This window comes from Croceicoccus ponticola, from assembly GCF_004004515.1.
Taxonomy (GTDB): Bacteria; Pseudomonadota; Alphaproteobacteria; order Sphingomonadales; family Sphingomonadaceae; genus Croceicoccus; species Croceicoccus ponticola.
On the sequence record NZ_RXOL01000001.1, the window covers coordinates 487,156 to 505,314 of the forward strand.

Annotated in this window: 19 protein-coding genes and 1 tRNA gene; 13 read left to right on the forward strand and 7 right to left on the reverse strand. The window is 61.3% G+C overall.

All coding sequences use genetic code 11. The annotated features are described in order from the left end of the window. Nucleotides 1-8: 8 nt before the first annotated feature. Nucleotides 9-1,937, reverse strand: coding sequence for a SurA N-terminal domain-containing protein (locus tag EKN06_RS02355; RefSeq protein WP_127611256.1), 1,929 nt, complete (start codon nucleotides 1,935-1,937; stop codon nucleotides 9-11). A gap of 197 nt (nucleotides 1,938-2,134) precedes the next feature. On the opposite strand from EKN06_RS02355, the gene tpiA reads away from it, so the two are divergent. From tpiA to EKN06_RS02370, 3 genes are all read left to right on the forward strand, one after another. Beyond that, the gene (gene tpiA, locus EKN06_RS02360; protein WP_127611257.1) at nucleotides 2,135-2,881 is read left to right on the forward strand and encodes a triose-phosphate isomerase; all 747 of its coding nucleotides are present in this window, start codon (nucleotides 2,135-2,137) and stop codon (nucleotides 2,879-2,881) included. Between the two features lie 93 nt (nucleotides 2,882-2,974). Then, nucleotides 2,975-3,361, forward strand: a complete 387-nt coding sequence (gene secG / locus EKN06_RS02365; RefSeq protein WP_127611258.1) for a preprotein translocase subunit SecG — start codon at nucleotides 2,975-2,977, stop codon at nucleotides 3,359-3,361. Nucleotides 3,362-3,481: 120 nt separating this feature from the next. Continuing rightward, complete coding sequence (locus EKN06_RS02370; protein WP_127611259.1) at nucleotides 3,482-5,113, forward strand: CTP synthase; 1,632 nt, start codon at nucleotides 3,482-3,484, stop codon at nucleotides 5,111-5,113. A 460-nt stretch (nucleotides 5,114-5,573) separates the two neighbouring features. Here the strand turns inward: EKN06_RS02370 and EKN06_RS02375 are convergent, their stop codons facing one another. Further along, nucleotides 5,574-6,062 carry an Hsp20 family protein gene (locus tag EKN06_RS02375; RefSeq protein ID WP_127611260.1) on the reverse strand — a complete coding sequence of 163 codons (489 nt, stop codon included), beginning with the start codon at nucleotides 6,060-6,062 and terminating at the stop codon, nucleotides 5,574-5,576. 203 nt (nucleotides 6,063-6,265) lie between these two features. On the opposite strand from EKN06_RS02375, the gene grxC reads away from it, so the two are divergent. The 4 genes from grxC (at nucleotide 6,266) to EKN06_RS02395 (ending at nucleotide 8,721) form a co-directional block, all read left to right on the forward strand. After that, nucleotides 6,266-6,541: a glutaredoxin 3 gene (gene grxC / locus EKN06_RS02380; RefSeq protein WP_127611261.1), complete on the forward strand. Its 276-nt coding sequence runs from the start codon at nucleotides 6,266-6,268 to the stop codon at nucleotides 6,539-6,541. Then, complete coding sequence (locus EKN06_RS02385) at nucleotides 6,538-7,374, forward strand: carbon-nitrogen hydrolase family protein (protein WP_127611262.1); 837 nt, start codon at nucleotides 6,538-6,540, stop codon at nucleotides 7,372-7,374. The genes grxC and EKN06_RS02385 overlap by 4 nt, the downstream gene beginning before the upstream one ends. Continuing rightward, nucleotides 7,371-7,865, forward strand: a complete 495-nt coding sequence (locus EKN06_RS02390; RefSeq protein WP_127611263.1) for a DUF1178 family protein — start codon at nucleotides 7,371-7,373, stop codon at nucleotides 7,863-7,865. Before EKN06_RS02385 ends, EKN06_RS02390 begins: the two co-directional genes overlap by 4 nt. Nucleotides 7,866-8,025: 160 nt before the next feature. Then, nucleotides 8,026-8,721, forward strand: coding sequence for a DUF6629 family protein (locus tag EKN06_RS02395; protein WP_164843902.1), 696 nt, complete (start codon nucleotides 8,026-8,028; stop codon nucleotides 8,719-8,721). Nucleotides 8,722-8,742: 21 nt separating this feature from the next. Here EKN06_RS02395 and EKN06_RS02400 read toward each other — a convergent pair. Next, a tRNA-Arg gene (locus tag EKN06_RS02400) sits at nucleotides 8,743-8,819 on the reverse strand. A gap of 298 nt (nucleotides 8,820-9,117) precedes the next feature. Here EKN06_RS02400 and EKN06_RS02405 point away from each other — a divergent pair. From EKN06_RS02405 to EKN06_RS02415, 3 genes are all read left to right on the forward strand, one after another. Continuing rightward, nucleotides 9,118-9,447 (forward strand): FtsB family cell division protein, encoded by a 330-nt coding sequence (locus EKN06_RS02405; RefSeq protein ID WP_127611265.1) that lies wholly within the window; start codon nucleotides 9,118-9,120, stop codon nucleotides 9,445-9,447. Nucleotides 9,448-9,698: 251 nt separating this feature from the next. Then, nucleotides 9,699-10,775: a pyruvate dehydrogenase (acetyl-transferring) E1 component subunit alpha gene (gene pdhA, locus EKN06_RS02410; protein ID WP_420810778.1), complete on the forward strand. Its 1,077-nt coding sequence runs from the start codon at nucleotides 9,699-9,701 to the stop codon at nucleotides 10,773-10,775. Next, nucleotides 10,775-12,130: a pyruvate dehydrogenase complex E1 component subunit beta gene (locus tag EKN06_RS02415; protein ID WP_127611267.1), complete on the forward strand. Its 1,356-nt coding sequence runs from the start codon at nucleotides 10,775-10,777 to the stop codon at nucleotides 12,128-12,130. Before pdhA ends, EKN06_RS02415 begins: the two co-directional genes overlap by 1 nt. Nucleotides 12,131-12,256: 126 nt before the next feature. Here EKN06_RS02415 and EKN06_RS15550 read toward each other — a convergent pair whose 3' ends face one another. Genes EKN06_RS15550 through EKN06_RS02430 form a run of 3 tightly spaced genes read right to left on the reverse strand, consistent with a single transcriptional unit; the run spans nucleotide 12,257 to nucleotide 14,689 of the window. Then, nucleotides 12,257-12,703 carry a TadE/TadG family type IV pilus assembly protein gene (locus EKN06_RS15550; protein WP_164843903.1) on the reverse strand — a complete coding sequence of 149 codons (447 nt, stop codon included), beginning with the start codon at nucleotides 12,701-12,703 and terminating at the stop codon, nucleotides 12,257-12,259. Nucleotides 12,704-12,707: 4 nt separating this feature from the next. Beyond that, nucleotides 12,708-13,217: a TadE/TadG family type IV pilus assembly protein gene (locus EKN06_RS02425; protein WP_164843904.1), complete on the reverse strand. Its 510-nt coding sequence runs from the start codon at nucleotides 13,215-13,217 to the stop codon at nucleotides 12,708-12,710. 20 nt (nucleotides 13,218-13,237) lie between these two features. Further along, nucleotides 13,238-14,689 carry a pilus assembly protein TadG-related protein gene (locus tag EKN06_RS02430; RefSeq protein WP_127611270.1) on the reverse strand — a complete coding sequence of 484 codons (1,452 nt, stop codon included), beginning with the start codon at nucleotides 14,687-14,689 and terminating at the stop codon, nucleotides 13,238-13,240. 120 nt (nucleotides 14,690-14,809) lie between these two features. On the opposite strand from EKN06_RS02430, the gene EKN06_RS02435 reads away from it, so the two are divergent. Both EKN06_RS02435 and EKN06_RS02440 read left to right on the forward strand, forming a co-directional pair. After that, nucleotides 14,810-15,478, forward strand: a complete 669-nt coding sequence (locus EKN06_RS02435) for a hypothetical protein (RefSeq protein WP_127611271.1) — start codon at nucleotides 14,810-14,812, stop codon at nucleotides 15,476-15,478. Nucleotides 15,479-15,544: 66 nt separating this feature from the next. Then, nucleotides 15,545-16,009 (forward strand): EF-hand domain-containing protein, encoded by a 465-nt coding sequence (locus tag EKN06_RS02440; protein WP_127611272.1) that lies wholly within the window; start codon nucleotides 15,545-15,547, stop codon nucleotides 16,007-16,009. On the opposite strand, the gene trmFO is transcribed toward EKN06_RS02440, so the two are convergent. Continuing rightward, the gene (trmFO, locus tag EKN06_RS02445) at nucleotides 16,006-17,394 is read right to left on the reverse strand and encodes a methylenetetrahydrofolate--tRNA-(uracil(54)-C(5))-methyltransferase (FADH(2)-oxidizing) TrmFO (protein WP_127611273.1); all 1,389 of its coding nucleotides are present in this window, start codon (nucleotides 17,392-17,394) and stop codon (nucleotides 16,006-16,008) included. The genes EKN06_RS02440 and trmFO overlap by 4 nt on opposite strands. 91 nt (nucleotides 17,395-17,485) lie before the next feature. Between trmFO and EKN06_RS02450 the strand changes: the two genes are divergently transcribed. Beyond that, on the forward strand, nucleotides 17,486-18,151 hold the full coding sequence (locus EKN06_RS02450; RefSeq protein WP_127611274.1) for a lysoplasmalogenase family protein: 666 nt from the start codon (nucleotides 17,486-17,488) through the stop codon (nucleotides 18,149-18,151). The last annotated feature ends 8 nt before the right edge of the window (nucleotides 18,152-18,159 follow it).

Below are 18,159 nucleotides of genomic sequence, written 5' to 3' on the forward strand. Positions count from 1 at the left end.
CTACGCCGTCAGCGATTGCCGGTCAGCTGGTCGACCACGGCCTTGATCGCCGTATCGTTCCGCTTCACGCCCACATCGGCGATGATGGCCTGCGTGAGCTGTTCGCCCAATTCGCCACCGATCTGCGGTCCAAGCTGGCGACGCGTGGCCATGACCATCGGATCGTTGGCGGGGATGGCCTTCGTCTCGATATCGTCGAGATCGACGATCAGCCAGCCCAGGTTGCTCGGCGCTTCCAGCTTCTTCGTCGAACCCTTGGCCATCGTGAACATGAGCGCAAGCGCGGGAGGCACGGGCCTGCCGCTGCCCATCAGCGCCTGCCGGCTGGTGTTTACCTCGTCGACGGGCGGAACGGCATTGGCGATGAGCTTCATCGCTTCTGCCGGAGACTTGCCCTTGAGGATCGCGGCCAGCACCTTGTCGGCAGCGACTTCGGCCTGCTTCGATCCTTCCTGCAAGCGATAGTCACGCTCGAGATAGGGCTTGATCTGGGCCAGTGGCGGCGGGGCGGCGGGCGTGATCTTGCCCGGAGCGAAGAGGATATAGGCTTTGCCGTCGGCGGACGCCGCGATTTGCGCATCGCCGCCTTCCTCCATCGCAAACGCGGCTGAAAGCACCCGCAGCACCGCGGCATCCGGCGCAGCGCCGTTGCCGAACGGAGCGCCGTTCGCCAGCAGCGGCGAAGTGGTCTTTACCTCGGCGCCAAAAGCCTTGGCGACTTCTGCCAACGTGGCTCCGCCATTCAGGTCCTCTTCCGCCTTGGCTGCCCTGTCGGACAAAGCTTGCGTGCGTTTTTCCGCCGTTACCGCTGCTGCGATCTGGTCGCGAACAGCGGACAGCGGGCGATCGTTAGTGCGGGTGATGGCATCGACCCGCAGCAGGTACCAGCCGAGCGGGCCACGGACCGGTCCGGCGATCCTGCCTTGCGCCGTCGCATAGACAGCCTGCGTCACGGCAGGCGAAGTCTTTGCGGCCAGGTCGCCGCGGTCGTCGCCCGTGACCTGCGTCGTTGCGAGCCCCTTCGAACTGGCGACCGCCGCCATGCGGGAAGGGTCTGCCATTTCGGCAAGAACGGCCTTTGCCGCAGCTTCGGTCGGAAGGACGAGCTGCGTGACCCGGCGCGCTTCCTTCCCGATGTAAAGAGCCCGGTCCGCCGCATAGCGCGCGGCGATCTCTGCGTCGGTGGCCTGAACGTCGCCGATGCCGGTGCTGTCGATGATTGCGTAGCGCACGGTCCGCCGCTCGGGCAACAGATAGCGCGCGCGATTATCAGCGAGATATTTCTGTAGGATCGCGTCGGTGACTTTCACGTCCTTGGCAAACACCGCAGAGGGGATCAGCGCAACCGAACCGTGCCGCGTTTCGTTCAACAGTCGGGCATACTGCTGCGCGATCTTTTCCGGCATGGCGGTGCCGATCTGCGCCGGGATCAACGTCATACGTGCGGCAAGGCCCTGCTCAAGATCTTCGCGAAGCAGTTTTTCGCTGATGCCGCGCTGTTGCAGCGCCGCCTTGTACATTTCCTGGCTGAACTTGCCGTCAGGGCCCTGAAAGGCCGGGATGTCCTTGAGCTCGCTGCCGATCAGCGAATCGCCGATGCGCAAGTCGTTATCCAGTGCGAACGCATATACCGCCATCCGCTCGACCATATTGTCGAGCACGCCATCGCGCGCGCCGCTGTCGAGGAATTCCTGCATCGTGAGCTGGGGGTTGTCCTGCCGCGCGCGTTCGAAGGCGCCGTTCAGCGTTTCGCGGTAAGTACTTGTGGATATACGCTGATCGCCCACGGTCGCGACCCGTTCACCGCCGCCGATGCCCCCGAAACTGCCGCCGGTGATATCCGCGCTGGCAAACGCCAACGCGATCAGCGCGACAAAGCCAAGTGTCAGCACGACGCCGATACGTGACTGGAAAAGCTTGCGAAAACCCTGAATCATGTCGTTGATGCCTGTCCGAAATCAGCAAGGGCGCCATTCGATCGTTGCCCGTTTGCGCAGCGCTCTAAACCGCTAGGGCCGCGGCTGCAACCAATCGCCCTATCGCGCTTTGACAGTCAGGTCCGCATGGGGTAGCCGCCGCCCCGCTTGGGTGACAGGATCGCACCCGGGGCGTCGCAGGAAGAACAGAGGGGCTCATGAGCCAGCGTTACTACATCGTCGGCAACTGGAAAATGAATGGCATGCGTGCCGCATTGTCCGAAGCAAGAGCGATCGACAGGGCTGCCCAGCGCTTGCCCAAGGTCGAAGTGGCGCTTGCCCCGCCCGCCACGCTGATCGCCGCGATGCGCGAAGCCATGACGAACATCGGCGTCGGCGCGCAGAATTGCCATGCCGACGACAAGGGTGCTCATACCGGCGATCTGTCGGCATCGATGCTGCGCGAAGCCGGTGCGGATTTCGTCATCGTCGGACATTCCGAGCGCCGCGCCGACCATCATGAAACGAATGGCGACGTAAAGGCCAAGGCCGAAGCGGCGCAGGCCATCGAAATGGGCGTGATCCTTTGCGTCGGCGAGACCGAGGATCAGCGCGATTCGGGCGAGGCCGAGGAAATCGTTGCCCGCCAGCTTGCATCCTCGCTGCCCAACGGGTGCCAGCGGCTTTCGGTGGCTTACGAGCCGATCTGGGCGATCGGTACGGGCCGCGTGCCGCAAGTCGCCGACGTTGCCGCCATGCATAAACGCCTGCGCGGTGTTCTGGTCGACAAGTATGGCGAGGCAGAGGGCGGGGCGGTCCGCATCCTCTACGGCGGTTCCGTGAACGGCGACAATGCGGCCGAATTGCTGGCCGTACCCGAAGTGGGCGGCGCGCTGGTCGGTGGCGCAAGCCTGACAGCGGATGGCTTTGTCCCCATCATCGTCGCGGCGGCGGAACAGGACTGAACGGGTCTCGTGCCGAACCGCGCCTTGCACCCCTGCGCTACAGGGCGTAAGGGCGGCGGCAATCGAATAATTCTGACGGAAGAATAGCTGGTCATGTCGTTATTTCTGTTCCTGACGGTGGTTCAGGCGCTGGTTGGTGCCTGCCTCGTCGGTGTCGTGCTGATGCAGCGATCCGAAGGCGGCGGCCTCGGCGTGGGCGGCAGCCCGTCCGGCCTGATGTCGGCACGCGGCGCGGCGGACTTCCTGACTCGTGCCACCACGATCCTGGCGACCGTGTTCGTAATCCTCTCGATCGCGTTGGCGGCCGTTTCGGTCAGCACCACTTCGGGTGTCGAGGTCGACACGTCGCTCGATCGCAGCCTGCCCGGGGCAGCCGGTCCCGATCCGCTGTCCGGCGTTCAGGCAGAGCCTGCACCGGGCGCACCGCCGGTTGCCACACCCGTCAGCGACGACCCGCTGGCCGGAGCGGCCGGGGAATAAGGCTTGAGCCGGGTGCGCCCTTTTTAGCCGGGCGCGCCACTCGACTTTTCAGATTGTTGTGAAAACAGGTGCCCGCATCGCTTGCGGCAATGCACCTTTATTGATTAAGGCCCGACTCCCATGGCGCGGTACATATTTATCACCGGCGGCGTGGTCTCCTCGCTCGGCAAAGGTCTCATGGCGGCAAGCCTCGCGGCATTGTTGCAGGCGCGCGGCTTCAAGGTCCGGATTCGCAAGTTCGACCCCTATCTGAATGTCGATCCGGGCACGATGAGCCCCTATCAGCACGGCGAGGTCTATGTGACCGACGACGGGGCTGAAACGGATCTCGATCTGGGCCACTATGAACGCTTTACCGGCGTGTCGGCGCATCAGGGCGACAACATCACCTCGGGCCGGATCTATCAGCAGATTATCGCCAAGGAGCGGCGCGGCGATTATCTGGGCGCGACGGTGCAGGTCATTCCGCACGTCACCGACGCGATCAAGGAATTCGCGCTGGCCGATACCGACGGGCTCGATTTTGTCCTTTGCGAATTCGGCGGCACGGTCGGCGATATTGAGGGACTGCCCTTTATCGAGGCGATCCGCCAACTGCGCAACGAACTGCCGCGCGAGGATACCTGTGCGATCCACGTGACGCTGGTCCCTTATATCAAGGCGGCGGGCGAGCTAAAGACAAAGCCGACGCAGCATTCGGTGCGCGAACTCACCAGCCTTGGCGTTCAGCCGGATGTCCTGCTGTGCCGCTGCGAACAGCCGCTGCCAGATGGCGAACGACGCAAGATCGCGCAGTTCTGCAACGTCAGGCCCGAAGCGGTGATCCCGGCGCTGGATGCCAGCAGCATCTATGCGGTGCCCCTGCAGTATCATACCGAAGGCCTCGACGACGAAGTGTTGCGCCACTTCAACCTGCAGGCGCCGACGCCCGATCTTTCGACCTGGGTCGATATCGTCGATCGGTACGAGCATCCCGAAAGCGAAGTGACCATCGCGGTCGTCGGCAAGTATGTCGGCCTGCCCGACGCTTACAAGTCGCTGAACGAAGCGCTCGTCCATGGCGGCATGGCAAACCGGGTGAGGGTCAACATCAATTGGATCGATGCCGAACTGTTCGAACAGGACGACAGCGACATCCTTGCGCAGCTCGAACCGATGCACGGCATCCTCGTCCCCGGCGGCTTCGGCACGCGGGGCAGCGAGGGCAAGATCGACAGCGTCCGGTTCGCCCGCGAACGTAACGTACCCTTCCTTGGCATATGTCTCGGCATGCAGATGGCCTGCATTGAAGGCGCCCGCAACACGGCCGGCATCGCCAAGGCGTCGTCGACCGAATTCGGCGATACGGACGAACCCGTGGTCGGCATCATCACCGAATGGATGACGGCAGAAGGTCTCGAAAAGCGGGCAGCGGGTGGCGATCTTGGCGGCACGATGCGGCTTGGTGCGTACAAGGCGGCGCTATCGGGCAACAGCCGTGCGGCGGCGCTATATGGCTCGACCGAGATATCGGAACGCCATCGCCACCGTTACGAGGTGAACGCCGCGTACAAGGACCGGTTGGAACAGGGTGGCTTGATTTTTTCAGGCATGTCGCCAGACGGCTTGCTGCCTGAAATCGTCGAACGTCCTGATCATCCATGGTTTATCGGCGTACAATTCCATCCCGAACTGAAAAGCCGGCCGTTCGATCCGCATCCGCTGTTCGCCGGTTTCATCGGTGCGGCGCTCGAACAGTCGCGTCTCGTCTGATACGATAGTACAGAATTCTGCGATCTTTCGCGAAAACCCTTGCCTCCTGGCATCCCTATCCGATAGCGACGCCACTATAATAAATGTTAAGCCGATCGGGCTAACCCTTGCGTCGCAGTATGGACGGGTGCCGATTGAAACGGCATGTTGGGTAATGGTTTTGTCAAAGGCGCAGTTGAATTGAAATTCGATCGTTAGCACCGCGCTAAGTGTCGAATTGCCATTTCTGGACACAAATAATTAAACTGTCGCCGACGAATGTAAGAAATGTTATTAAGGCTTGCTTCCCGGGGGTGACTATCTTTCTGCGACCCGGATGGTCATCCCAGGGGGCATAACGGCGGCAACGTCGTGGGGGCGGACGAAAGTTCGCCCCCAAATTATTCAGACAGGCTGAAATACACAAAAGGCGCGCCCGGATTGACCGAGCGCGCCTGTTTTTATGTATTATTCCAAGAGATCAGGCGGCTTTTTCCGCGCCGTCCTTGCTGTCGGGCTCATCGCTCGCTTCGACCACACTCAACGATTTGGCACCGTTGACCGCGATCTTCTTCGGCTTCATCGCTTCGGGCACTTCGCGTTCAAGATCGATGACAAGCAGGCCGTCGGCGAGCCGGGCATCTTTCACCAGCACGAAATCCGCCAGTTCGAAGCGGCGTTCGAACCCGCGCTGCGCAATGCCGACATGCAGGAACTCGCCCTTTTGCGTATCTTCGGCTTTCCGGCCGATGACAATGAGCAGGTTCTGCTGGGCGGTGATCTCGATATCCTCTGGCTTGAAACCGGCGAGGGCGAGAGTGATGCGATAGGTATCGTCGCTGCGACGTTCGATGTTGAAGGGCGGGTAATTGTCGCCCTGGTTCGCGCGCGCATTGTTCTCCAGAAGGTCGAACAGGCGGTCGAATCCGACAGTCGTGCGGCGGTAGGGGGTAAAATCGAGACGGTTCATCTGGCAAATCCTCCATAAGAAGCAATTCACGGCAGTCTTGCGACCCGGCCCTTGCGGCACCCGGCCATCCTGCCAACGATATCGGTCCTGCACCCTTGCGGCATGCCCGACCGCACCTCATCTGGGATGGCGAACGGGCGGGTTCAAGTGGGCGCGACGATGTCGTGACGCAACAACCCCGAAGCAATTGATGGAGCAACCGAGTGTCCGAAGCAAACAGCGCGCCCAAGGTGGAAATCTACACGCAGTTTGGTTGCTCATATTGCCATCGGGCAATTGCGCTTCTTCAGTCCAAGGGCGTCGAGTTCGTCGAATACGATACCACGATGGATCGTGCCAAGCGGGCCGAGATGGTTGAACGCAAGCCGGGTGCGCGCACCGTGCCGCAGATATTCATCGACGATGTCGCGATCGGCGGCAGCGACGAGATCTCGGCGCTCGACAGGGCGGGGAAGCTCGATCCCATGCTTCGCCTGTGACGTCATCGGTCCGCATCGCGCTTCACCAGGCGTCGACCGGCATCGATCCCGTGGCCAACGCCGCGTCGCTGGTCGATGCGGTGCAAAAGGCAGCGCTGGGCGGGGCGAAGATGCTGTTCACGCCGGAAATGTCGGGACTGCTGGACCGGCAGCGACCGCGCGCCGCCGGACACATCGTGGCAGAGGAGCACGATCCCGTGCTTTCCGCAGTGCGCGACGCAGCGGCGGAAGCGGGTATCTGGGTGGCCGTAGGCTCGCTGGCCGTTGCAAGGCCGGACGAGCGTTGGGCCAACCGTTCCATTCTGGTCGATCCAGCCGGCGGCATCGCGGCGCGCTACGACAAGATCCATATGTTTGATGTCGATCTGGATTCGGGCGAAAGCTGGCGGGAATCGAACGCCTATGCCGCAGGCGGCAAAATCGTCACCGCGCAGACGCCTATCGGACTTCTCGGTCTTGCGGTGTGTTACGACTTGCGGTTCCCCGCGCTGTTTGGCGAATTGGGCGACCGGGGCTGCGATGCCATTGCCTTGCCGGCGGCGTTTACCGTGCCGACCGGGGCGGCCCACTGGGAAATCATGCTGCGCGCCCGCGCCATCGAAGCCAGCGCGTTCGTCATCGCCGCCGCACAAGTCGGCGAACACGAAGACGGGCGCCGCACTTACGGTCATTCGATGGTGGTCGATCCGTGGGGCGAAATCCTGTTGGATATTGGCGGTGAGGGACCCGGACTTGGTTTTGCCGAAATAGACCTCGCCCGCATCGCTGAAGTGCGCCGCCAATTACCCAGCCTTGCCAATCGGCGGAAAATCCCTAACTCGGCCACGGAATGATCGTTTTCGACTTATCTTGCCGCAATAACGGCCACCGTTTCGAAGGCTGGTTCAGGTCATCCTCGGACTTTGAGCGTCAGCAGGACAATGGTCTGTTGCTTTGCCCCGAATGCGGTTCGGCGAATATCGAAAAGGCGGTGATGGCACCGGCCGTTGGGCGCAAGGGCAATCAGGTGCCGGACATGCGCGTCGAAACCGCCGAAAAGTCGCAAGCGGACGCCCCTGTGCCAGTCGCCCAAGTCGCCACGGTAACGCCGGAAATGCGGATGGCGGTCGAGACGCTTGTGCGGATGCAGAAGGCGGCGCTGGAAAAGTCACGATGGGTCGGCGGCGGCTTTGCAGACGAGGCGCGGGCCATGCATTACGGCGAACGCGAAGCAGAGGCGATCCACGGTCAGGCCACGACCGACGAGATCGAGGATCTGATCGACGAAGGGGTGGATATCACGCCCCTGCCTTTCCCGGTCGCCCCACCCGATATCGTGAACTGAACGCGCAGAGCGCTCCCGCGCGGGGCGCATCGCTCGAGTATTTTTGCGACGACGACCGAACTTTGCGCTCACGCTATTCGAGTGCCTGGAAAAATCACAGATTGCCGAGGCGGCGTTTCTCTGTGACTATTCGCACAATTCGAACGGCGCTTGTTCGCGCATGCCGGCAATGTTTCAGCTTCGGCACGAGATCGATCGCCCTATGGGGGCAAGTGCGATCTGTTTTTCGGCAACAGCCAGTTTCACCGCAGGCGCAGCGCTTCTCGCCATCGGGGCGGTGACGGTTCGCCGGGCCGCAACCAGTACCGAACTGCCCTTTGCGTTGATCCCCGTGATCTTCGGTGTGCAGCAGTTGGTGGAAGGTGGCCTGTGGCTCGGTCTTTTGGCTGGGGGAGCAACCACGCATGGCTTGACCGTGGCTTATCTGCTCATTGCCAATGTCATCTGGCCAATTTTTGTGCCGATCGCGGTCGCATTGATCGAGCCTTTCGGTTCGCCACGCTGGAAAATCTTGCTTCCTGTCATCGCCGGTGTTGCGACCGGCCTGTTCTATTTGATCGCGCTTGTGTCGCATCCGGTCTGGGCCGAAATCATGGGGGCGCACGTTAAATACCATTTCCCGCATGGCTACAGGACCTTGGCCTTTGCCGGATATTTCATCGCAACTTGCCTTGCCCCGCTGATGAGCAGCCATCGCATGGTTCGGATATTCGGGGCCGTGCTGATCGGGTCTTCGATCGTCGCGCGCCTGATTTACGAAACATGGTTCGCGTCTGTCTGGTGTTACTTTGCCGCTTTGGCGAGTTGCATCGTCTACCTGCAATTCGCGACCCGCCGCCAAGTCGCGACGCATTAGCGACAATTGGAAAGGGAAGGTTGGTGCGCCCGACAGGATTCGAACCTGTGGCCCCCAGATTAGGAATCTGATGCTCTATCCTGCTGAGCTACGGGCGCACTCGGCGCTCGTTTAGGATGTGGGACCGCGAATGACAATCCTGTCGCGGGACCTGTTTGAGTTTGGCCCCGAAGCCCTGAACGGCTGTAGCCGCTGCGAGACGGCGGCTGTCCTTAGGTTCTGGATGACCAGAGGGTCGCCCCTAAGTTGCCTTGCCCATAACCATTCGTGGAAATTCGAGCCGTTTTTCCACCAATTCGTCCGAATACTTGTCCACCACAGCAAAACAGGTGCGTTCGCGTCTTGTGTGGCGCGCGGTTTTGTGATTCTGGTTAACATATGTCGGGAAACAACCTCATGCAGCTGGGTAGGCGTCGCAAGGTCGCGGCGCGTCCGCACTTGCCGAAGCGCCGGCTCGGCCGTGTTGTCGCGGTCGGCGCTATGATCGTGCTGGGCGCTCTGGCGCTTGTCGGCCCGACAGGGGTTAGGGCGTGGAGCGAATCTGCCCGTGTGCTCAAGCAGCGGGAAGCGCAATTGCTGGAGTTGCAGGAAAAGCGGGCTCACATCGCCAACCGCGTTGAACTGCTCGACCCGGGCAACGCCGATCCCGATCTCGTCGGTGAATTGTTGCGCAGCAATCTCAACGTTGCGCACCCGGACGAGGTTGTCGTTACCCGCGAAGATTGAGTGTTTGCCGGGTTTGTACGCTGCCCGGGCGTATGCGCCAACGGGTGACCATTCTCATGAACGAGTTTACCGCGCGTCCAATGCGTGGGCAAATCGACACAGGCGGAAATAAACCTCGGTCGATGTCGGGTGCGGCGATTTCTGTTCTTGTCTGTCGGGCCCGACCACCCTTATACGAAAGGTCGAACGCGCGCACCTTCTCCCTCCCTCGCGCGCGGGACCAGACACACGAGGTGTATCGATTGGCTACCTTGAAATCGAAGGGTGACGCGTCGGCTGTTGCCGTGACGGCCCCGACAGAGGATCCCGATTTCGCGCTGCGTTCGTTGCAGGATAAATTCGAAAAGCAAGGCTCGTACAAGGCCAGCGACGACGAGCTGCTGACGTTCTACGAACAGATGCTGTTGATCCGCAGGTTCGAGGAACGGGCAGGCCAGTTGTACGGCCTCGGCCTCATCGGCGGGTTCTGCCACCTCTATATCGGACAGGAAGCGGTCGCCGTGGGCCTGCAATCCGCACTGGCAGAGGGCAAGGACAGCGTCATCACCGGCTATCGCGATCATGGGCACATGCTCGCCTATGGCATCGATCCCAAGGTTATCATGGCCGAACTGACCGGGCGTCAGGCGGGCATCTCCAAGGGCAAGGGCGGTTCGATGCACATGTTCAGCACCGAACACGCGTTCTACGGCGGCCACGGTATTGTCGGCGCGCAGGTGCCATTGGGCGCGGGGCTGGCCTTTGCGCACAAGTACCGCGAAGATGGCGGTGTTTGCCTTGCCTATTTCGGCGATGGCGCAGCCAACCAGGGGCAGGTTTACGAAACGTTCAACATGGCCGCGTTGTGGCAGTTGCCGATCGTGTTCGTGATTGAAAACAACCAGTACGCGATGGGCACCAGCACCGCACGGTCGAGCGCGGAGACGCATTTCCACCGTCGTGGCGCAGCTTTCCGCATTCCGGGAATGCATGTCGACGGCATGGACGTGTTGGCCGTGCGCGGCGCAGCCGAAGTCGCGCTGGAGCATGTGCGTTCGGGCGGCGGACCGGTGCTCATGGAAATGAACACTTATCGTTATCGCGGGCATTCGATGTCCGATCCGGCCAAGTACCGGACCCGCGACGAGGTCAACGAAATGCGCGATAAGCATGATCCGATCGAAGCCGCGAAGGCCGAACTGCTCAATCGCGGCAAGGATGAAGCGAAGCTCAAGGAGATCGAGAAATCGATCCGTGCGCAAGTGGGCGAAGCTGCCGATTTTGCTGAAAGCTCGCCCGAACCCGAGATGAGCGAACTGTACACCGACGTTTTGGTGGAAACTTACTGATGTCGATCGAACTGAAGATGCCCGCGCTCTCTCCCACCATGGAGGAGGGTACCCTTGCCAAGTGGCTGGTGAAGGAAGGCGACGAAGTGTCGCCGGGAGATATCATCGCCGAAATCGAAACCGACAAGGCAACGATGGAGTTCGAATCCATCGACGAAGGAACGGTCGGCAAAATCATGGTCGAGGCCGGGACCGAGAACGTGAAGGTCGGCACCGTCATCGCCGTGCTGAACGGTGACGGTTCCGACGTGTCTGCCCCTGAAGCTCCAAAGGCAGTGGCAGAACCAGCGCCACCGGCAGCTGCCGCGCCCGCGCCGGCCAAGTCCGCCGCTCCGGTCGCAATCGAACCCGAAATGCCCGAAGGCACGACCATGGTGTCGAACACGGTGCGCGAAGCATTGCGCGACGCAATGGCCGAAGAAATGCGCGCCGACGAACGCGTCTTCGTCATGGGCGAAGAGGTTGCCGAGTATCAGGGCGCCTACAAGGTCACGCAAGGGTTGCTCGATGAATTCGGGCCCAAGCGCGTGATCGACACGCCGATCACCGAATACGGTTTTGCCGGTATCGGCACCGGCGCGGCGATGGGCGGCCTGCGTCCGATTGTCGAATTCATGACCTTCAACTTTGCGATGCAGGCGATCGACCACATCATCAACTCGGCGGCCAAGACCAACTACATGTCGGGTGGCCAGATGCGCTGCCCGATCGTGTTTCGCGGCCCCAACGGCGCGGCCAGCCGGGTCGGCGCGCAGCATTCGCAGAACTATGCGCCATGGTACGCCAGCGTGCCCGGCCTGGTCGTTATCGCGCCTTATGATGCAGCAGATGCCAAAGGCCTGCTGAAAGCCGCGATCCGCAGCAATGACCCGGTTGTCTTCCTCGAAAACGAGCTGTTGTACGGCAAGAGCTTCGATGTGCCCGAAATGGACGATTGGGTTCTGCCCATCGGCAAGGCTCGCATCATGCGCGAAGGCAACGACGTCACCATCGTTTCGTACTCGATTGGCGTCGGGCTTGCGTTGGAAGCGGCCGAAACGCTGGCGGGTGAGGGGATCGATGCCGAGGTCATCGACTTGCGTACGATCCGTCCGCTCGACACCGCGACAGTTTTGGCGAGCCTCAAGAAGACCAATCGCCTTATCGTAGCCGAAGAAGGCTGGCCGACGTGTTCGATCGCAAGCGAGATCGCAGCCGTCTGCATGGAGCAGGGCTTCGACGATCTGGATGCACCGGTGCTGCGCGTAACCGATGTGGACGTGCCGTTGCCCTATGCCGCGAACCTTGAAAAGGCGGCATTGATCAATGCATCGCGCATCGTCGAATGCGCGAAAAAGGTCTGCTACCGGAACTGATCTTCGGCCACTGATGCCTCACGACAAAAGGCCCGCTTCCGGCATGATGCTGGTGGCGGGCCTTTTGCGTGCTTTACGCGATCGGGTTTCAGGCGATCGGGTTTCCACAAATTCGGCTGAACTTGCTCAACTTGCCGGTGGTTCGAGCGGAATGAAAGCCTTGCGGGTATAATCGATGGTCATCACGTCCCAATCGGCAAAGCCAAGGATGTTGGGAACGGTATAGCTCATCTTGACGTCGACCTGACGGACCCGGTCGATATTCTGGACCGTGCTGTCTGCGACCTCGATGTCGAGTTGCGAGCTTTTCAGGATGTAGGGCGCTGACACGGCGATGCCCAGCGCTGTGTCTTCGATCTGCTGATTTGTCACCTGATTATGCTTTTGCGATTCGACCGTCATGAACCTGCTCATCTCGCCGCCCACGCTACGCACCGCGTTTTGTGCCTGAAGATAAAGCCCGATTTGCAGCACCCCGATCAGCATCGTCACCAATACAGGCAATAGAATGGCCGTCTCGATCGCCGAGACGCCGCGATCATCCTTTTGGAGGCGGGTGAGAAAAAGTTGCATGAGACTATCCGATCTGGACGGTGCGCTTGACGTTGAATTCCAGGTCCTCACCGATGCCGAAATTGCGCCATACCGGTGAGTAATTTTCGCGCATGAAAACCACGACAAACGTGCTGATCGACTGGGAGGTGTTGGAGCAGCCGTATTCCGCCTGACGCTGGCTGTTGTTGCCACAGCGATAGCGTTTGTAGACTGCAATTTGACCGACCGCGGGGGTGCTGCCGGACACGACCTGCAAGCCGCTCGTTGCGGCGGCATACTGCTTTACCTGCGCAATCGTTGCGGCACCTTCCTGTTCGGTCTTGGGCGCGGACGTCAGGATGATCTCCATCGCATTGGACGCCACTTGCTGCAGTTCCGTCTGGCGCGCGTACATCGCCCCGGCTTCCACGCCACCCAGGGTGATGGCGATCAAAACAGGTGCGACGAACGCAGTCTCGATCAGGGTCGAGGCGCCATCGTCACGCAGGAATGTGTCGGCCAACCGCGCAATCGGTCTGACGATGGTTCTCATGGCGGATTTCATGGCGGACCTCATGCGACAAGCCGGACGGTGCCGAGGAACACGACTTCTTCGTGCGCATACCCATCGGGGCAGAAGTCGGTCATGTTCACCGTGCCGTTCATGTTGATCTTGTTGGCGATGATCGTCAGGCACATATTGGCCACATTGGCCGTACCCGCCAGGCTCAGCGTGCTTTTCGGCAGATAGATCGTGCCGCTGATCCATGTGTTCGAGGTGCCAGCGAATTTGTTGCCAAGACCTTCGCCCACGGGGTTGAAGCCCGGCGATTCCGGATCTTCGTACATCAGCATTCCGGTGATGGCTTCGGCCGTTTCGGCATCGACCCCATATCCGATCAGCGTGTCATAAGTGATGCCCTGCAGGTTCACCTGATTTGACGCGCCGTTCTGTGACGTCCCGACGATCTTTACCCCTGCGCCGTCGGTGAGGATGAACAGGATGTCCGTGCCGATGGTGTTGTAATTGCCGCCGATGTCCAGCACGCCACCCTTGATGACGTAAATGCCAGACTGGAAAGTCGTGTCGCATCTGACCTGCAATCCACCGGCGAAGATGCCGGGTGTGGCGACACCGATAGTCTTGCCGGGGGTCGAGGTGTTTCCCTTGCCGTTGCCGACGGACTTGCAGGCATATGTTCCGGCATTCGTAACTTTGTCGATCGGCGGAACGATATCGGCAAACTGGTCGTACAACTGGCCGAAATTTTCGATGATGATATCGTCGGTCAGCTCTTCGATTTCGTCATCGACGGTGCCCGCGGTAACAATCGTGCCGGCTTCGATTATCGGAGTTCCGTTGGCGATGATCGCGTCCTCGCCTTCCCACTGGGTGATGCAGGTGCCTGACGAGTCAAACCCCGAAGAACCGTCATCCTGATCGACGCAGATGCGTTTGGAATCCGACAGTGCGGCAATGCCGCAGCCCGCGGTAAAGACCGGGTTGCCATTAAACGTGATGGTGCCGCCATCGTGCGGATCGACCGCCTTGAGGCATTCGGTAGTGACGAGCCCCCCGGTGAATGCCGCCTGTGCATAGACAGAAACCGTCGTCGCCCCACCGGTGAAATAGCTGGTGAAGGGCAGCATCCGCGTCGCGTCGACCCGCACCGAAACGGCGTTGCCGATTTCGCCTGCGTAATTTGAACGGACGATTGATGGCGTGGTGTTGATATCCTTCGTCACCGCCTCGTTCGCAGCAAATTCGGTAAGGCCGCGTGCGACGAAGGTCGTGCTGAGCGGTTCATTGGCGAGTTCCCATGCCGCCGCGATCGCCGCTTGGTCGGCTGCGAACTGCAGCTCGCGCTTCCACAAGTAGAACTGCGCGAAATCGACCGCGAAGCCGCCCCCGCCCACGATCATTGGCGCACCAAAGGCGGCAAGGATCAGGGCATTGGCACTCGTATCCTTCCGGAACGATCTGAAGAACCGGCGAACCCGGTCTGTCGCATTGTGAAGGATCATCGGTTGCTCCCTTGCAATCGGACGTCCATGCACGCCCGGATTGGCGTGGCGGACAGGGGGACACGCGAAGAGGTTAGGCGTTTTCTGGTAATCAGGGCTTGAAGGAACAAGGTTAACAAGGTGTTAGGGACACATCAGCCTGAGTTGCGGGCCATTTATGACGATCTGAACCAGTCTCTGCCGCCGCCGGTGCGCATGGCGATCAGCCACGCGCCGTTGCGGGCGAGGGAGCTTTGGACCGGGTTCTTCGCGCTGGATCGGCGATTCGCCAATATCCTCGCCACGGGAGCCGAGCCGATGCTGGCGCAGATGCGGCTTGCCTGGTGGCGAGAGACGCTGGCGCAGCCTGCCGCCAGTCGACCGGCGGGAGAGCCGCTGCTCGCCGCCCTGACCGCATGGGACAGCGAGCGCTTGGCGCTTGCCGGTCTTGCCGACGGTTGGGAAGCGCTGATCGGCGACGCGCCGCTGGATGCCGCGGCGTTTGCGGCGCTGGCCGGGGCGAGGGCGGAGGCGATCGCGGCGCTGGTCCGCATTTGCGATGCGGCGGAGCTTGAGATTGAGGCGAGCGGACGCGGATACGTCTGGGCGCTGCACGATATCGCTGCGCATTTGTCAGACCGCACCGAAAACGACCGCGTCGTGGCGCTCGTCAGATCCGCACCGGCCACGGACGGCACGGCGGCACGGCTCTTGCGACCCGTCGCGATTCTCGACGCGCTCGCTCGTCGCCGTGGCGGCGGGTTGGGCAATTTCGCATTGGCCCTGCGCATCGGCCTATTCGGTCGTTGATGAAAAGGCAGAGTGGCTTTCGCCGCCGCCGCAATGGGTTACCCTGCGATTGACAGGAGATAAGCGATGAACCGTTTGCTGGTGGGGGCCTTTGGCGCGCTGATGCTGGTGGCGATGGGGCTGTTCTGGTGGCAGGGGCGCGCGATTGAGGCTGAGGGGCTGGCGCCCCCCGTGGCCCCACAGGCATCGACATCGCCACAGCCGCAAGCACTGCCCAGCGCTGATGTCGCCGATATGCGGGGACCGGCCTTGCCGACGGCGGTCAAGCCCAGCGACGAACAGCGGCGCTTTGCCCGTTACGACATCAATCGCGATCTCATCGTCACCCGCAACGAAATGCTCTCGACCCGCGTCGGCACGTTTCGCAAGCTGGACAAGGACAGCAACAACCTGCTGACGTTCGAGGAATGGGCCTTTGCGACGGCCGACAAGTTCGAGGGGGCCGACGCCAATGGCGACGACCGGTTGACGCCTGCAGAGTTCGCCACGACGCGACCGGCGAAAAAGCCCAAGCCGCGCTGCGCCTGCTAGGCAGGTTCCGAAACCTGCATATTCCCCAGCCATGCTGACAGGTCGCGTTTTGCCCTGTCGGTATAGGCGCGCTTGCGATCCTTTTTGCGAACTTTGTCGTCGGGCATGGGGAACAAGCCGAAATTGACGTTCATCGGCTGATAACTCGAAGCTTCGGCATCGCCCGTGATGTGCGACAGCAAAGCGCCCATCGCGGTGGTGCGCGGCGGGCTTTCCCAATGTTCGCCTGCCAGTTCGGCGGCGGTCATCATGCCGGCCAACATGCCCACGGCGGAACTTTCGACATAACCTTCGCATCCCGTGATCTGTCCGGCAAAGCGGACGTGCGGCGCCGTCTTCAGCCTCAACTGGCGATCGAGCAGAATGGGGGAATTGAGGAAAGTGTTGCGGTGCAATCCGCCCAGTCGAGCGAATTCGGCATTCGCAAGACCCGGAATGGTGCGGAACAGCGCAACTTGTGCCGCATGCTTCAACTTCGTCTGGAACCCGACCATGTTCCACAGCGTGCCCAGCTTGTTGTCCTGACGCAGCTGCACCACGGCATAGGGCCAGCGCCCTTGCGGGAATTCCGGTGTGGCGTCGCGCGGGTTGTCGAGCCCGACCGGCTTCATCGGACCGAAGCGCAGCGTATCCTCACCCCGCGCGGCCATGACCTCGACCGGCATGCAGCCTTCGAAATAGGGCGTGTCAGCTTCCCACTGCTTGAATTCGGTCTTTTCGCCATCGAGCAGGCCCTCCCGGAATGCGAGGTACTGATCGCGGGTCATCGGACAGTTGATGTAATCGCCGTCCTCGTTCGACGCTTCGGTCTTCTTGTCCCAGCGCGACTGGATCCAGCAGATGTCCATGTCGATGGAATCGCGATAGACGATGGGCGCGATGGCGTCGAAAAACGCGAGACTGTCGGCACCTGTCGCAGCCCCTATGCTCGCGGCCAGACCGGCGGCGGTCAGTGGGCCGGTGGCGACGATGGTCAGTCCCAGAGCCGGGAGCGTGTCGATCCGTTCGCGCACGACTTCGACATTGGGATGTTCGGACAGCGCGCGTTCGACGTGCGCGGAAAATACGTCGCGGTCCACCGCCAGCGCCGATCCCGCCGGCACTTGCGCTTCGTGGGCGGCGCGCATCATTAGCGAATTGCAGGCGCGCATTTCGTAGTGCAGCAGTCCGACCGCGTTGGCGGTGTCATCGTCGGAACGGAACGAATTGGAACACACAAGCTCCGCCAGCCCGTCGCCCTGATGCGCGGGCGAACGGCCGCCTCCGTCCGGAAGGCCGGCCCCGCGCATTTCGGAGAGGCGGACGCGCACGCCCCTGTTAGCGAGTTGCCATGCCGCTTCGCTACCTGCGAGGCCGCCGCCGATGATGTGGACGGTGTGTGTCATACGAGCCGGTTAGCGATTGCCTATCCCACTATGCAAATGCAAAGAGACGGCCAAGTCGCAGAAAAAGGGGCAGGCGCATGGATTCGGCACAATGGTAAGGCGTGCCCTGATTGAACGCCGACCGTGGCTGTTCGCCAGCTTGTTGGTCGCCCTGGCCTGGTGGGCATTTTCCGATAGTGACATGGTCCCTGGGCTTTACAAGATGGTGTGGAAGGCAGTGCCCCTCGCTCTGCTGGCGATCTATGCGTTTCAACGCCACCTTGGGACCGACGGAACGATCCTTTCGGGAATAATGGCCACGGCTGCCATGGCCGATGCGATGAGCGAGCTGCATTACCTTGCGGCAGGCACGATCATGGCCCTCTCGTTGTTTCTTGCGGTCTGGCTTTATGCCCGTAATCGTCGCGCGATGTTGGCCACTTCGCAGAAACTGCTGGCGATCCTTTTGGTCATCACGGTACCGATCATCGCGTGGTACCTGCTTCCCGGCGTGGATGGCCGCCAACTCGTGACCGGATATGGGCTGCTGATCGGCATCATGGCCGCGATGGCATGGACGAGCCGTTTCTCGCGATATCGGGTGGGCGCGGGCGCAATGCTGTTCGTGGTGTCCGAACTTGTGCTTTTTTCCATCAGCGGGCCGTTGATGCGCGATAGCTCGCTAGATTCCACAGTCGTCTGGCCGCTCTATTATGCAGGCCAGCTGCTGATCGCGACCGGGGTGGTGAGCGGCCTGCGACGCGCCGCCGACGCCTGAGCGTCAGC

What these genes read in the sequence shown, in the direction of transcription:
- EKN06_RS02355 (WP_127611256.1), bottom strand. Translation starts at nt 1,937, where the DNA reads ATGATTCAGGGTTTTCGCAAGCTTTTCCAGTCACGTATCGGCGTCGTG.
- tpiA (WP_127611257.1), top strand. Translation starts at nt 2,135, where the DNA reads ATGAGCCAGCGTTACTACATCGTCGGCAACTGGAAAATGAATGGCATG.
- secG (WP_127611258.1), top strand. Translation starts at nt 2,975, where the DNA reads ATGTCGTTATTTCTGTTCCTGACGGTGGTTCAGGCGCTGGTTGGTGCC.
- EKN06_RS02370 (WP_127611259.1), top strand. Translation starts at nt 3,482, where the DNA reads ATGGCGCGGTACATATTTATCACCGGCGGCGTGGTCTCCTCGCTCGGC.
- EKN06_RS02375 (WP_127611260.1), bottom strand. Translation starts at nt 6,062, where the DNA reads ATGAACCGTCTCGATTTTACCCCCTACCGCCGCACGACTGTCGGATTC.
- EKN06_RS02390 (WP_127611263.1), top strand. Translation starts at nt 7,371, where the DNA reads ATGATCGTTTTCGACTTATCTTGCCGCAATAACGGCCACCGTTTCGAA.
- EKN06_RS02395 (WP_164843902.1), top strand. Translation starts at nt 8,026, where the DNA reads ATGCCGGCAATGTTTCAGCTTCGGCACGAGATCGATCGCCCTATGGGG.
- EKN06_RS02405 (WP_127611265.1), top strand. Translation starts at nt 9,118, where the DNA reads ATGCAGCTGGGTAGGCGTCGCAAGGTCGCGGCGCGTCCGCACTTGCCG.
- EKN06_RS02415 (WP_127611267.1), top strand. Translation starts at nt 10,775, where the DNA reads ATGTCGATCGAACTGAAGATGCCCGCGCTCTCTCCCACCATGGAGGAG.
- EKN06_RS15550 (WP_164843903.1), bottom strand. Translation starts at nt 12,703, where the DNA reads ATGCAACTTTTTCTCACCCGCCTCCAAAAGGATGATCGCGGCGTCTCG.
- EKN06_RS02425 (WP_164843904.1), bottom strand. Translation starts at nt 13,217, where the DNA reads ATGAGAACCATCGTCAGACCGATTGCGCGGTTGGCCGACACATTCCTG.
- EKN06_RS02430 (WP_127611270.1), bottom strand. Translation starts at nt 14,689, where the DNA reads ATGATCCTTCACAATGCGACAGACCGGGTTCGCCGGTTCTTCAGATCG.
- EKN06_RS02440 (WP_127611272.1), top strand. Translation starts at nt 15,545, where the DNA reads ATGAACCGTTTGCTGGTGGGGGCCTTTGGCGCGCTGATGCTGGTGGCG.
- trmFO (WP_127611273.1), bottom strand. Translation starts at nt 17,394, where the DNA reads ATGACACACACCGTCCACATCATCGGCGGCGGCCTCGCAGGTAGCGAA.
- EKN06_RS02450 (WP_127611274.1), top strand. Translation starts at nt 17,486, where the DNA reads ATGGTAAGGCGTGCCCTGATTGAACGCCGACCGTGGCTGTTCGCCAGC.